The organism is Salipaludibacillus neizhouensis (assembly GCF_002886185.1).
Taxonomy (GTDB): domain Bacteria; phylum Bacillota; class Bacilli; order Bacillales; family Salisediminibacteriaceae; genus Salipaludibacillus; species Salipaludibacillus neizhouensis.
The window spans coordinates 1,335,824-1,348,919 of the sequence record NZ_KZ614146.1 but is presented as its reverse complement, the minus strand read 5'-3'; the positions used below and the strand labels follow the sequence as shown (position 1 = coordinate 1,348,919).

The window sequence follows — 13,096 nt, the reverse complement described above, 5'->3', positions numbered from 1 at the left end:
CGTGTTTTCATCGCCGTGGCTTGGAATTACTTGCCGGTGCTGTCATTCAAATAGGCGATAATCTCGCTGTAAGGAATCTTCTTGGGTGTGGGTTCGACTTGGTCTTCTGCTTCTGGTGCTTGGTCTTCCTCGAAAAAGGATGTTTGCTCGTTTGTGTCAGCTTGTTCGTTCACGGTCGATTGCGGTTGGTAGTCTAGGTCGAGTTCCTCGGCTGGAACCGGAATATCGGTTTTATAGCCTTCTAAATACAGTCCGATTCGGTTTAGATCTTGTTGGATTTTAACGAGATTCACGCGGTACTGCTTGGTGCGATCCCATTTTATTTTTGGATTGCCGCGCTCTTCTACCCATCCGGCTTCGAGAAGTTTTTTTAAATAGCGACGGATGGACGATGGTGCCATGGCGGTTAGTGTATCTTGAGCAAGTTCATTGGCCGTTTTGTAAAACCAGCCATGGGTGAGCTCTAACTCGTAATCCTCGTTTCGCTTTTTCTCTTCGGCAATAAATTTGTCAAAATCTCTGACGCACTGGGACCAGTAGATCATTTGGTTCAGCATAATCGCTAGTTTATAGTCTCCTGTAAGCATCAACAGTTCTTCTTTGATCACTGATCGCTTAAATCCTCTCATTTAAATCATCCTCTTGTTTCTCGTTTTCGTCTTTCACTGAGTATGTACAGACGATAGATAAAAAAGGAGGAGGTGTTTTGAAAAATGTGAAAAGTTTTTTTGGATGAGGGTTTTGAAAAGGTTTTGGGTTTGGGTTTCATGGGCTGGGGTTTGTTCGTTTCAGGCAAGTTTTTGGAGAAGGCTTGGAGGTCTCAAGAGATCTCTGTATGTATTCTCTGAAGTAATCTCTGGTAGTAATCTCTGATATTGTTCAACCGTTGTGGGAATTTCAAAGTTCCTCTGTGCAAGCTCCAACCACCAAGCTGGCGCTTGGAAACACGGGGACGGTTCTGTGCTTCCTTTTCAATGTCTTGAGGCCATCTGAATTATGTAGATCGCGCGCGGTGTTACGATGTAAGAAAAAAGACCTTCCTAAGGAGGGGGATGAGCTCTCGTTTGCAATAAACACTTGCTCTTCTATGGTCTTATTTTTTCTATATGCGTTTGAGCAATTGTTTCATTATTGAAACTTACATTACAATGAAATTCATCCTCGTCCTTACTCCCCTTTACGATTAACAACATTTGATTGGAATATCAACCGATATAATGAGCATACTAATAAAGTATAGAATTCCGGTAAAAGTATTTTATGATAGGGGCGTGAATATTAATGAAGAAAAACAAAGTAACTTCCATTTATAATAAATTTAGTTTATCCGAGTTAATAGCTTCTCAGAGTCGAGAAAGAAATGAAAAGTATGAGAGAATCACCGTGAAAGGAATAGAACTCAACAAAAGAACTACAGCCTTACTGAATAAAAAAATGGAATAAAAAAAAGCTAAGAAAATTCTTAGCTCATCACTTTTTCCTTATTGTATTTTTTTAATAATTGTTCTGTCTTTTCATTTAAAGTTTTCCCGCGCAATAAGGATTGTTCATTCTTCGCTTCTCTTTCTCTACTTTGTTCGTCCATTAATTCTTTTAGTGTTTTGTTAATATGAGCTGATGAATTTAAGGTTAACTTAGGCACCCTCCTCAACTCCCTTTTCTTTCAATTTTTTAGATAAGCTGTTCTCTATGAGATGTTGGTATGTGAGAAAAACAAACCAACAAATCCAGAATTGTTTGAATGTTGTTGTTATACTAATTTTACTCATTTTGTGTTCGGAATGCAAATCATCATTGAGAGATTCGATTGTTTTTTGATCCAATTGCAACTTAACTACAATGTGTCTTTCTTTTAGAAGTGGAATATGCTTCAAATAACTAGACTTCCCTTTGTATTCCTCTTCCCTATTTTTAAAAGCTAAAACCACTTCGTTATCCATTTCTTCTATACGAATTTTCCCTTGAAACTCATGGGGATTTAATTCACCGTAGTTTACTAAGGTAAACTCGTTCATTTTGTCATTTAACTCGTATACTAAGTAAGGATAGTTAGATGGCAAACCATTCAAAGCGAAGGAATCGAACCCACTATCCGCTATGGCTCTAAAACTACTTCGAATATGATCTATCATATTTGTCATTTTTTCCAAAGACATTTTATAGTGGTTCAAATCATCTCGTGTTTCTTTTAAATCCTTTTGAATATCTTTGTTATAATCTAGATTTTCTTTTAAGTACCTTTTTAACTCGTTTACTTCATCTTGAAGTTTATTTTTTTCTTCTTTTAATTCTGATTTATCGATAATTAATCCTTCTTTTATTTGCTTGAAAATACCTATTACAACTTCATCTAACTTTGGTATTTTTAGATCTTCCTTGAACCTAGAGGGATTAAAATCGTTCTGTATTAATCTACAAAAAGCTTCATACTCTCTCTTTCTGAATTTCTCGAAAGTTCCTAAGTGAAAAAGTCCATCCCCTGGGGTAGTCATCCTCTCAATCGCCAACATTCTAATGTAAAGTATAATAGGCGTTAAAACTAATACAAAAATAGTGAGTTGTAAATAAATAGATAGATCTGAAATCTCAAATACAGTGTACACTGCAACAAAGGTAATTGCTAAACTAAATAATTTTAAATAAAAAACCCACAACCTCAAATTTTCTATTGTGTGGCACCACATCCCATCAAAAATCGTAAAGAAAGGAGTAAATTGCTTACTGTAAGAACGATATGCGGTTGTTAGATACCTAAAGTACTCGCTTGCATCTTCTGACAATATTTCTAGGTTTTTTTCTGCTTCCTCTCCTTTTTTTATAGTCAATGAACAGCCCCCTTTCTCCCTTCCTTATTTAAGCAGTTTTAGCCTTTTTCTCTTCATACTCAAAGATTGTCTATATTCTTCCGCTCCTAGAGTTGGTTGTAAATTCAACCGTAGAGTCAATGTCTTGGACAACATTCTGCAAGTTGCCAAGAACTAGGGTAATATGAAATCTGTAACTTCGATGAAAGTCTGACTATCTACAAAACTTTCAACTATTTTTTAATGCATTTTATTTTTATGTTTATTTAATGTCTTAGCTGCTAGACTTTTTTGCTTTGTGGATTTAGAAGTAGATAAGGTTTTTCCAGCTTTTCCTAATTTTCCTCCTGAGTGCTTTGCCACAGACTTCACCTCCCTATTAATAATGCTGCTTTCCCCTAGTTCTCTACCTGTACCTATTATATGAATAAACGATTAAAAAATCAATATAAAGTAGGAACGAATGTTCTTTATACCATATATGGAAACAAAGGGACGGTTCTCTGCTTCATTGGCACAGGTGGGATAGTCTTATTTTCAAAGACAGAAAAAACTCTTTCCTAATAGAAAGAGTTTTTGAAACTAAGTTATAATCATTATATGCTCTTCGAATGAACCATCTTCAGCATCCCCAAATGGATCTTATCTCCTTGATGAACAAGATTTCATTAATAATACATGGTTATAATTCTCACCTGCTTTGCTATCGTTTCCTAACCACTATGGTCGAATTTTCCAGGTAAATGTCTCTCGTAATTCTCGATTATGATAGAATATAGCTAATTAGTCTTTACATGCAAGTAAATCCCGTTTTAATGTAGGAGAATTTTATGAATAGTGAATTGATATTTGAAAAAGGATCATTTAACCGTCAAGCACTGGACCAGGTCCAAACAGTCTACTTAAACAATTATCCAATGGTGTATGTCCTTTATAACCAAAAGCGTAAAGTCGCATATATTGGTCAAACCGTTCATAAAAACCGGCGTCTTAATGCCCATTTAACTGATCCTAAGCGCCATATACATAACGAAACAATCGTCATTGGTCATGAAAAATTTAATCAGTCCGCTACTTATAATATTGAATCGAACTTGATCAACTATTTTATTGCTGACAATCAATACAAGCTGCAAAACGTCAGTCAAACGGCTAATATGCAGATGCACAACTATTTTCATAAAGAATATTTTAATGAAGAAATTTTTGGGGAGATATGGGATAAACTTAGAGAAGAAAAATTAGTAAAAGAAACCGTCGAAAATTTAAGGAATAAAGATATTTACAAGCTTTCTCCATATAAAGAACTGTCAGAACAGCAACTTGATGTAAAAAATAGAATACTAGATTTTTGCAAGAAAAGTATTAACAATGAAGGTCATCATGTATTTATCGTTGAAGGCGATGCTGGTACGGGGAAAAGTGTTCTATTGAGTTCCTTATTTAATACGATTCAAGATTATGCAAATGAGGATAGTTCAGCCTTAAAAGACACAACTAATTATCTGTTAGTGAACCATAGTGAAATGTTGAAAACATATAAAAGTATTGCCAACAGCCTGCCTAACTTAAAAAAGAAAAATTTTCTAAAGCCCACTCCATTTGTTAATCAAATGGATAAAACCAATACCCAAGCAGATATTGTATTGGTAGATGAAGCTCATTTACTCTTAACCAAGGAAGATTCTTATAATAATTTCCACTATCAAAATCATCTGGATGAAATCATCAAACGTTGTAAAATAACGATTGTTATCTTTGATCCTAAACAAGTGTTAAAACTAAAAAGTTATTGGAACCAACGTTTAATTCAAGAAATCACTAGGCACTACAGTGCGGAAACGATGCAGTTAACGGATCAATTTAGAATGAATGCTAGCCCTGACACGTTAAACTGGATTAACCATTTTGTCTCCAAAACGATACTTCCTCTTCCGAGTAATGAGGATCAGGAATTTGAGTTCAAAATATATGATAACGGTCGTCAATTGAAAGAAGCTATTCAATCGAAAAATGATAAATACGGTCTTTCCAGGATCGTTTCTACTTTTGATTATCTTCATAAAAAAGATGGCAAAGAGTATTATGTTGACGAAAAGGAAGAGGGTGTAAATCTTCCTTGGAATATCACTGGAAATAACATCACCTGGGCGGAAGAAGCCCATACAATCTATGAAGTTGGCTCCATTTATACCGTACAGGGATTTGATTTAAATTATGTAGGCGTTGTACTCGGTCCCTCCGTCAGTTATGATGACGAAACAGATCGTATCGTCATTGATATCCATAAATATAAAGATACAGGTGCTTTCACCTCGAGAAACGACATTGATGCTGATCAAGCCGAACAAATCAAAGAAGATATTATTTTAAATTCGATTAATGTTTTAATGAAGCGAGGCATACGAGGCCTCTATATCTACGCGGTAGATCCAAAATTAAGCGCAAAACTACAATCATTGAAAAAGGGGAAAGAATCCGATGAATGAAATAGAAGCACTTACAAAGAAGATCGATGAGTTCAGAGAAGCCCGAAACTGGAAGCAACACCACAATCCAAAAGATCTTGCTCTTTCTTTATCTATTGAAGCTGCTGAACTACTAGAAGATTTCCAATGGAAAAGCAGTGAACAAGCCGTAGAAGAAAACATTGAAAATATTCAGGAAGAAATTGCAGATGTATTAATCTATGCCCTGACGATGTGCAGTGAATTAGACTTGAATGTTGATAAGATTGTTAGAGATAAAATTGAGAAGAACGGCTTGAAGTATCCAGTGTGATGAAAGCAGGGGGACGGTTCTGTGCATCATTGGCATGGGTGGGTGACTCGGATGGTTCACTCAACCGAAGAAAAAACGAATAAAAGACCCTTCAAAGGGTCTTTTATTCGTTTAGCCTGCCATGTAATGCAAAAAATTGAGGTTAATTGAGGTAAATTTTTCTACGACGTTCATAGGTGTAATATCATTCACAGTTTTGAAATTAGTCCCAAACACTTAATATTGCATTCGTTTTCTAACTCACAAAAACTGCATCGTAATACTCGTTAGGTCACCTCGAATCATGCATATCTTAGAAAGCAACCAACGATAAAAAAGTATCCTAAACAATCCAAAAATGATTTAAAATACTATCCTTCTAGAAAAAAACGTTTTTGTCATGTTGCAGTCAACGGATTCTGTAGTTTTATCTCTTGTATTGATAGGTTTAAAGTATAGTTTCCATGATCGAGAAATCTATTAAGAAGAAGATTCAATTGTTCTTGAGAATCAACTTTTATTTTTAAAAGGTAACAGCCTTCTCCCGATACTCGGTGAGCTTCAACTACCTCATTTCGATCATTAATAAACCGTATAAACGAATCATGATTAGCTGTTTTCATATAAATAATGACAAACGCTGTAAAGGTCAGTCCTAATTTCATTTCATCTACTATTAGAGAGTAAGCTTTAATTACACCACTTTCCTCCAGTTTTTTAATACGATTCCCTACTGCCTGTCCCGTCATATGAATTTGTTCACCTAAGTCTTTCCATTGAATACGTGAATTTTTCGATAGTAACCGAAGGATCTGAAAATCAATGTTATCTAGTTCCATTATTAATTCCTTTCACCATGAAATGATTTGATATAAAAGTGTTTCATCAAAGTATCGATAGAAATAAAGATATTGTATATCATTATACTTGTAATAAAAACTTTTAAATGAGGTGGATAAAATGAGTACAGCATTAATCATTGTCGATATACAAAACGACTATTTTCCAAATGGAAAGATGGAGTTAAGCAATCCTGATAAGGCAGCCGCTAATGCTGCTAAAGTTCTTGAATGGTTTAGACAAAATAACAAAGATAATATTTTTCATGTGCAGCATATCGCGAGTAGTCCAGAGTTAGGTTTCTTCCTTCCGAATACAGAGGGGGCTGAAATACATGAATCTGTTCTACCATCAGAACACGAAAACATTATCGTAAAAAGTTTCCCTAACAGCTTTTTAAAGACTGATTTAGAAAGCAAATTAAGAGAAAAAGGTGTAACCAAGGTAATGGTTATAGGTATGATGACACATATGTGTATTGATGCAACAGTTAGAGCAGCAGTGGATTTAGGCTTTGAAACTACACTTATTGAAGATGCATGCGCTACAAGAGAGTTATCTTATCAAGATAAGATTTTGTCAGCTGAGCAGGTTCATTATGCATTTGTAAGTGCACTTAATGGTATGTATGCCAATGTAATTTCAACTGAGGAATTCCTCAACAATTCCCTGTAGAAACATTGTAAGTGGGAGTTTGTTTAAAAACAAGTCCTTTATACCGATGTATGATTTATATCTAAGTAATATCTTCGAGTTTTGTAAATGTGCAATTAACCGTCTGTAGAATGGTTAATTGCCTTTTTTCTTCTTTTCACTGAGAAACTCTCGTATTTCAGATGAGATTGGTTTTCCAACATCAGTCGCTCATTAACATCAAATTAAACTACTGTATATCCACCGTCAATTACTAGACTTGAGCCCACTGGGGCCAGGATCCAGAGTTCAGGCAAATATGAAGAGGAGTTCCAGCCAATGTGGAACTCCTTTTTTCTTACAAGATAAGAATTTATAAGTTGACAGCTATCTTTACGCCACGCGTGTCAAGGGAAACCCACCTTTGACACTTAAATGATTGTGGCGAAAGATCACGCTGTATTTAACAAAAGACGCTACGCGTTTTTCTTATAATATGTCATTACTAAATAAAATTTTATTGACTATGTTTCTTCCTATCAATTCCCTAAAGGATTAACCTGTCCCTTCGTTAAACACTCACACAATTTCATTGGCTTATTTGTATGCTTAATTACTTCTTTGGATATAAAAGTTTATACTAAACTCCACAGCATACTATTTTTATTTTAACATTGAATACTTTCGATAAGCTTTATAGTAACTGCTACCAAAAAAAACAACCATGAATGCGGGAAACAACTTCAAAAGGACAAATGGAGTTTCAAATAAAAATGCTTTCCAAAATAATGCACCTTTCATACTCCAAAGACCTTCAAAATATAATCCCGAAAATCCCGAATCCTTGTAAAGCATATAAGAAAAAGCCAAACACAGCATGCCCAACACAATTGAATAACTCATTAATCTTTTATAATAATTACTCTTTGATTGGCGGTCCGAGAAGATTTCATTTTGATCATCATCTTCTTTTTGCCAATACCGTATTCCACCCAGCCAGTACCCCTTTATATAGATCCAACCAAAATCTTCATATATCCCTCTGTATTCCTCGAACTTTTTCTTTGGTAAATAATCTTGATAATCAAGTCGCATAACATATCTTTTGTCCGTTTTTTTGAAAGTGTATATTCCTAATCCACTAATATTTGTACAGCGATAGCCTTTTTGTAATTGCTCGTTCAACCATTGCTCTTCTGTTTCAATATTAAAAAACATGTTAAACATCTTCATTTGAATCATCCCTTCCGTACAAGGATAAAATATGCGATAGCCTTTCTTGTTCCATTTTCAAAATGGCGCTTCCTTCTGTAGTTATCATATAAATTTTTCTCCGCCCCGAATGTCCGACAGGTTCAATCCAACCATGTTTATTCAAGTTTTCAATTGCACCGTATAATGTACCCGCTGCTAAAATAACATTACCATTACTTATTTTTTCTATCTTCTGCATTACGGCATAGCCATGGAGTGGTTCACGCAGGGCTAGTAAAATATAATGCATGGTTTCAGACAACGGCATTAATTTATGTTTCATACTCTCACCCTCTATTCATTTCAACTATATAGTTCAACTGTCTAATAATATAATACAGTTGAACTGAATAGTCAACAGCATGATTAAAACTCATCGAAGCAAATTAAAGCAAAATCTTTATACTTAGGAAAAAATTTAATCACAAAAACTCGATTTCCCAACGTAACGGAAATCGAGTTTTTGTGTAATCTTATTCAATTAATGGCCCGTTTGTTTAAGAAGAAAAAATCCTGCTATCTACTTTTGATAACTTTATTTCGAAGCCACCGTTAACACTCTTTTTTCCAAATCCCCTCTCAACCCCTGACCATATCTCCTGATACTTCCCTGCCATCCAATCAATTATTTTCATACACCAACATCTACTAATTCACACATTTTGTTCATTTCTTCGTTAAAATCACCTAGTTTGGTAATGATGTATTCATCGGCATCGTAGATAGTGAAAAGTTCTTCTTCATAATCAAGTGTAAAGCCACGATGATCAAGCTCCACGTATTTTTCGTTATAGGCGCCGACGGAATCCATATACGTACAGGTAATTCCTTTTTGTCAGGAACCACACACACAAACTCTCGGAAATAAATAGTTGCTGAACTAGCAATAGAGTTACCCAATTCCGCCTCATCGCCAACTCCAGCTCGTCAAAAATTGACCTTGAATCCACCTATCATAACATTGTTTTAATAAGAGTATGATCTAATCTTCAGTGATGATTTTAGAATTCATTATTAACATATATGTTAAACTTGTATGGTCAAATTTGACCATACAAGTTTACAATAGTTACAAAAAACGACATAATTCGATGTTACTTATGTTAAAAGTTAGGCGCTTATTCTCATGATTATTCAAACCTACTCTATTACTATTAACTTAGTGATAATTTCATTTACATTTTTATTAACTTATATTGTAAACGCTTTATCACAAAGGGAATCTACCATTTCAAAAAAGGAGGTTGGTTAATGGGAAGGTAATTTAGTTTTAATCTCCAAAGACATATGGAAGTTCACAGTTGTTCATTTTTTTATTGTTTACTGATTTCAAAAAATTCAATTTGGTTAGGAGAAAATCTCAATGCGAAAAACTTCAGCACAAAGAATAACCTTTATTGTTTTAATTCTATTATTAATGATACCGCTTACAGTTTCCGCTAATGGAAAATCTGGAGAACCAAATGTTCCTCCAAATGAAAATAATAATAAACCACATTTGGATTATCAGGGAGATTCTATGGATTTTGAGAATGCATCCGTTCATGACCCTTCCATCATAAAAGCCGATGGAATGTATTATGTGTTTGGCACGCATATTGCTGCTGCAAAGTCTGAAGATTTGATTAATTGGACAAACTTTACAAATGGTTATACCCGTACTGACAATACATTATATGGAGATTTATCGGAAAACCTCTCTGGAAGCTTTGAGTGGGCAGGAGAGAACGATGCCGACAGCCGCGGAGGGTTTGGCGTTTGGGCACCGGATATTTTTTGGAATGAGGACTATGTGAATGAGGACGGCACGAAAGGTACTTATATGATTTACTACAGTGTCTCTTCCACATGGCAACGATCTGCCATCGGCTATGCGGTTTCCAAAGATATTGAAGGCCCATATGAGTATGTGGATACGATTGTATACTCTGGATTTACTAAAGTCGAAGCATATGACAACAATAGTGATGTCAATAAACAATGGGAAAACACCAATATCTCAGGCCTTATTGAAGATGGTGTTTTTGCTGAGCCTAACCCAGAGTGGTTTCAATCAGACGATGTTTATAACACTCGCCTCTATCCAAATGCCATCGACGCGAACATGTTCTATGATGAAGACGGAACGCTGTGGATGACCTATGGTTCATGGTCCGGTGGTATATATATGTATGAGCTTGATAAGTCTACAGGTCAGCCAATCTACCCTGGGGAAGATGGTACAACCGAGGACGGCAGAATAATTGACCGTTACTTTGGAACGCAAATTGCTGGAGGATTTGGCCATTCCATTGAAGGCCCTTATGCTTATTACGATGATGAGCTTGATTATTACTACTTATATTTAACCTATGGAGGATTAGCAGCCACAGGCGGATATCAAATGCGTGTTTTCCGATCCGAAAGTCCAACTGGTCCATATGTAGATGCCGCTGGAGAACCAGCTGCTTTACCAGATAGTTTGGATGATGGCACAGTCGGTAATAAAGTAAATAGTTATGCCCATAGCGACTTTGGGAATAAGCTTATGGGTAACTTCTTGTTTGAAAGAAAAATCGGTGATCCTGGATCAGGAGTTGGTCATACTTATGCGGCCCCTGGTCACAATTCCGTGCACTACGACCAAGAAACTGGGGAAAGATTTGTTGTCTTTCATACTCGTTTCCCAAATCGAGGAGAATCACATGAAGTACGGGTTCATCAACTCTTTATGAATAAAGAAGGATGGCCGGTTGCTACTCCATTCCGTTATTCTGGTGAAACACTGGATAAGGTAAACAAACAAGATATCGTTGGTGAATATAAATTTGTTAATCATGGAAAAGAAATAACCGGTTCCGTTACAAATTCTGTATTCGTTACATTAAACAAAGATAATACCGTATCAGGCGATGTAACTGGTACATGGAAAAAGACTGGACATAACAAGGCAGAATTAACTATTGATGGAAAAACGTATGATGGTGTATTCCTGCGCCAATACGACACTTCTTCGGAACTTACTGTCATGACCTTTACTGCCATGTCGAACGAAGGAGTAGCAGTCTGGGGTACGAAAACTCTTGACAGAACGGATGAGGAAGTTATTGAGGCTGTAGTCAATGATTTAGATTTTGGGGATTTAGATAGTGTTATTTCTAATTTGACACTTCCTACTGAGGGTACGCAAAATACGGTGATTTCCTGGGAGACCTCTGATCCTGGTGTAGTAACTGACACAGGGGAAGTAACTCGACCAGCAGTTGGGGAAGAGGATGCCACCGCTACGCTTACGGCAACGATTACAAAAGATGGTACAACTATTACAAAAACGTTTGATATAACTGTGTTAGCCTATCTGCCAGCTGGTTTAACAGCTCATTATGCTTTCGAAAGTACTCTCGAAGACAGTACAGAAAACTTTGGTACGGGTACAATGACAGGAAATCGAATTAATAATACTGGAGGAATGATTACCTATACAGATGGTGTTCGTGGGGAAGCTGCGGTATTCAACGGAGATTCTGGTGTCCGCTTACCGGATGGGCTGATTTCCAGCCACACGTATTCTGTATCCTTATGGCTAAAGCCTGAAAGTTTATCAGCATACACTACTGCATTCTTTGGAGCCAGGAGTGACAGCAGTTGGATAAGCCTTCTCCCAGGAGGGAATGGCAATGGTCAAACAATGGTTTGGTCAGGTAGTCAAAGATGGGTTGACTCCACAACCAGCAGAACTATTCCAATAGATCAATGGTCTCATGTGGTATTCACTGTCGATGAAGGAAATATAAAGGTTTATATAGACGGGGTATTACAACATGATGGAAACAACTTCCCAAATATATTTACAACCACAAACGGAAACTTCAGTCTCGCCGTTAACTGGTGGGACACGCCATTTAAAGGATTAATGGATGAATTACGAGTTTATGAAGGTGCACTATCACCAGAAGAAATTGTAGAATTAGCACAAAAATAAAAAATCAAGAGGGTGACACATTGTGTCACCCTCTTTTTTGCCATATTTAATCGTGTCGTTTACAGTTTTATAATCAAGCGTTGCTTGTTTATAAAACTGCTATGGGAACAACGCTGGAAGCTGCATCTGTATGTCCAACCATTCGATTGCTGGCTAGATTGACGTTGAACTTTGCATGCCATGAGCCCTGACCTGACACAATAATAGCAACTTTTAAAACACTTTGCTTGATCATAAGAAATGCCGGTTCCTAATTTTTTCTCCTATAAATAGCATGGGTGCCTGGTCAATCTCCCCTTCCCCAATAACAATTCGTCCGTATATAAATTTCATTTAACATTTTTCTCATAGCATTTGTTGCTAAATTATCAGCTTCATATTTATCGTCTTTTTCGACACTCTGAAATGCCGCTACAGCTGCCTTCTGTGTTACATTCAACATGGGTATGACTACTTGGCGCTTTGTAATTGAATTATTTATTCATAAAATCTTTGATTTCTTCTTCTGGCATGGATGAATCGCATTTCACGTTTACTGTGTCACCATTGGTAAAGATGAAACCAGGAACCGTTGGAATGTCGTATTCATTACGGAAGGCCGTAATACCTTCCATATCAGATCCTTCTATACTATTGACATAATAGATATGAGTATCAGTTTCTTCAGCAACTTTTTTTAGTTTTTTAATGAATATTTGACAATAAGGACATACAGCCTTGCCAATATAGATAACGGCTTCTCCTTCCCCTTTTACCAATTCCTGTGCTTTTGCGGAATCAATTTTATCAAAACTAGCTACATTTTCTTCATAAGTAGCAATCATCTCTCAATCTCCTTTCTCTC

14 protein-coding genes and 1 pseudogene are annotated in these 13,096 nt (G+C 36.2%); 5 read left to right on the top strand and 10 right to left on the bottom strand.

Annotated elements, in window-relative coordinates; translation table 11 throughout:
- Positions 1-26: 26 nt before the first annotated feature.
- A complete protein-coding gene (locus CEF18_RS06385) occupies positions 27-629 on the bottom strand; it encodes a helix-turn-helix domain-containing protein (protein WP_110935699.1) in 603 nt (200 codons plus the stop codon).
- A gap of 652 nt (positions 630-1,281) precedes the next feature.
- On the opposite strand from CEF18_RS06385, the gene CEF18_RS25770 reads away from it, so the two are divergent.
- The gene (locus CEF18_RS25770) at positions 1,282-1,443 is read left to right on the top strand and encodes a hypothetical protein (protein ID WP_183041211.1); all 162 of its coding nucleotides are present in this window, start codon (positions 1,282-1,284) and stop codon (positions 1,441-1,443) included.
- 19 nt (positions 1,444-1,462) lie between these two features.
- On the opposite strand, the gene CEF18_RS06380 is transcribed toward CEF18_RS25770, so the two are convergent.
- The 3 genes from CEF18_RS06380 to CEF18_RS26775 form a co-directional block, all read right to left on the bottom strand.
- Positions 1,463-1,642: a hypothetical protein gene (locus CEF18_RS06380; protein WP_110935698.1), complete on the bottom strand. Its 180-nt coding sequence runs from the start codon at positions 1,640-1,642 to the stop codon at positions 1,463-1,465.
- The gene (locus tag CEF18_RS06375) at positions 1,635-2,825 is read right to left on the bottom strand and encodes a hypothetical protein (protein WP_110935697.1); all 1,191 of its coding nucleotides are present in this window, start codon (positions 2,823-2,825) and stop codon (positions 1,635-1,637) included. The genes CEF18_RS06380 and CEF18_RS06375 overlap by 8 nt, the downstream gene beginning before the upstream one ends.
- A gap of 219 nt (positions 2,826-3,044) precedes the next feature.
- Positions 3,045-3,167, bottom strand: a complete 123-nt coding sequence (locus CEF18_RS26775; RefSeq protein ID WP_259457994.1) for a hypothetical protein — start codon at positions 3,165-3,167, stop codon at positions 3,045-3,047.
- A 467-nt stretch (positions 3,168-3,634) separates the two neighbouring features.
- Here CEF18_RS26775 and CEF18_RS06370 point away from each other — a divergent pair, with 467 nt between their 5' ends.
- Entirely contained in the window at positions 3,635-5,293 is a 1,659-nt protein-coding gene (locus tag CEF18_RS06370) for a DUF2075 domain-containing protein (protein ID WP_110935696.1), read from the top strand.
- Positions 5,286-5,585: a nucleotide pyrophosphohydrolase gene (locus tag CEF18_RS06365; RefSeq protein ID WP_110935695.1), complete on the top strand. Its 300-nt coding sequence runs from the start codon at positions 5,286-5,288 to the stop codon at positions 5,583-5,585. The genes CEF18_RS06370 and CEF18_RS06365 overlap by 8 nt, the downstream gene beginning before the upstream one ends.
- Positions 5,586-5,962: 377 nt before the next feature.
- Here CEF18_RS06365 and CEF18_RS06360 read toward each other — a convergent pair whose 3' ends face one another.
- Entirely contained in the window at positions 5,963-6,403 is a 441-nt protein-coding gene (locus CEF18_RS06360) for an Lrp/AsnC family transcriptional regulator (RefSeq protein WP_110935694.1), read from the bottom strand.
- A 121-nt stretch (positions 6,404-6,524) separates the two neighbouring features.
- Here CEF18_RS06360 and CEF18_RS06355 point away from each other — a divergent pair, with 121 nt between their 5' ends.
- Positions 6,525-7,079 (top strand): cysteine hydrolase family protein, encoded by a 555-nt coding sequence (locus CEF18_RS06355; RefSeq protein WP_110935693.1) that lies wholly within the window; start codon positions 6,525-6,527, stop codon positions 7,077-7,079.
- 621 nt (positions 7,080-7,700) lie between these two features.
- Here the strand turns inward: CEF18_RS06355 and CEF18_RS06350 are convergent.
- The 3 genes from CEF18_RS06350 to CEF18_RS06340 all read right to left on the bottom strand — a co-directional run bounded on the left by CEF18_RS06350 (position 7,701) and on the right by CEF18_RS06340 (position 9,102).
- Positions 7,701-8,270 (bottom strand): DUF2812 domain-containing protein, encoded by a 570-nt coding sequence (locus CEF18_RS06350; RefSeq protein WP_110935692.1) that lies wholly within the window; start codon positions 8,268-8,270, stop codon positions 7,701-7,703.
- Complete coding sequence (locus CEF18_RS06345; RefSeq protein WP_110935691.1) at positions 8,257-8,574, bottom strand: PadR family transcriptional regulator; 318 nt, start codon at positions 8,572-8,574, stop codon at positions 8,257-8,259. The genes CEF18_RS06350 and CEF18_RS06345 overlap by 14 nt, the downstream gene beginning before the upstream one ends.
- 348 nt (positions 8,575-8,922) lie before the next feature.
- Positions 8,923-9,102 (bottom strand): hypothetical protein, encoded by a 180-nt coding sequence (locus CEF18_RS06340; protein ID WP_110935690.1) that lies wholly within the window; start codon positions 9,100-9,102, stop codon positions 8,923-8,925.
- A gap of 552 nt (positions 9,103-9,654) precedes the next feature.
- On the opposite strand from CEF18_RS06340, the gene CEF18_RS06335 reads away from it, so the two are divergent.
- A complete protein-coding gene (locus CEF18_RS06335) occupies positions 9,655-12,252 on the top strand; it encodes a LamG-like jellyroll fold domain-containing protein (protein WP_110935689.1) in 2,598 nt (865 codons plus the stop codon).
- A 231-nt stretch (positions 12,253-12,483) separates the two neighbouring features.
- Here CEF18_RS06335 and CEF18_RS06330 read toward each other — a convergent pair.
- Both CEF18_RS06330 and CEF18_RS06325 read right to left on the bottom strand, forming a co-directional pair.
- Positions 12,484-12,694: pseudogene (locus tag CEF18_RS06330) on the bottom strand (fructose-bisphosphatase class II).
- Positions 12,695-12,725: 31 nt separating this feature from the next.
- The gene (locus CEF18_RS06325) at positions 12,726-13,076 is read right to left on the bottom strand and encodes a thioredoxin domain-containing protein (RefSeq protein ID WP_110935688.1); all 351 of its coding nucleotides are present in this window, start codon (positions 13,074-13,076) and stop codon (positions 12,726-12,728) included.
- Between the last annotated feature and the right edge of the window lie 20 nt (positions 13,077-13,096).

What these genes read in the sequence shown, in the direction of transcription:
- CEF18_RS06385 (WP_110935699.1), bottom strand. Translation starts at nt 629, where the DNA reads ATGAGAGGATTTAAGCGATCAGTGATCAAAGAAGAACTGTTGATGCTT.
- CEF18_RS25770 (WP_183041211.1), top strand. Translation starts at nt 1,282, where the DNA reads ATGAAGAAAAACAAAGTAACTTCCATTTATAATAAATTTAGTTTATCC.
- CEF18_RS06370 (WP_110935696.1), top strand. Translation starts at nt 3,635, where the DNA reads ATGAATAGTGAATTGATATTTGAAAAAGGATCATTTAACCGTCAAGCA.
- CEF18_RS06365 (WP_110935695.1), top strand. Translation starts at nt 5,286, where the DNA reads ATGAATGAAATAGAAGCACTTACAAAGAAGATCGATGAGTTCAGAGAA.
- CEF18_RS06360 (WP_110935694.1), bottom strand. Translation starts at nt 6,403, where the DNA reads ATGGAACTAGATAACATTGATTTTCAGATCCTTCGGTTACTATCGAAA.
- CEF18_RS06355 (WP_110935693.1), top strand. Translation starts at nt 6,525, where the DNA reads ATGAGTACAGCATTAATCATTGTCGATATACAAAACGACTATTTTCCA.
- CEF18_RS06350 (WP_110935692.1), bottom strand. Translation starts at nt 8,270, where the DNA reads ATGAAGATGTTTAACATGTTTTTTAATATTGAAACAGAAGAGCAATGG.
- CEF18_RS06345 (WP_110935691.1), bottom strand. Translation starts at nt 8,574, where the DNA reads ATGAAACATAAATTAATGCCGTTGTCTGAAACCATGCATTATATTTTA.
- CEF18_RS06340 (WP_110935690.1), bottom strand. Translation starts at nt 9,102, where the DNA reads ATGGATTCCGTCGGCGCCTATAACGAAAAATACGTGGAGCTTGATCAT.
- CEF18_RS06335 (WP_110935689.1), top strand. Translation starts at nt 9,655, where the DNA reads ATGCGAAAAACTTCAGCACAAAGAATAACCTTTATTGTTTTAATTCTA.
- CEF18_RS06325 (WP_110935688.1), bottom strand. Translation starts at nt 13,076, where the DNA reads ATGATTGCTACTTATGAAGAAAATGTAGCTAGTTTTGATAAAATTGAT.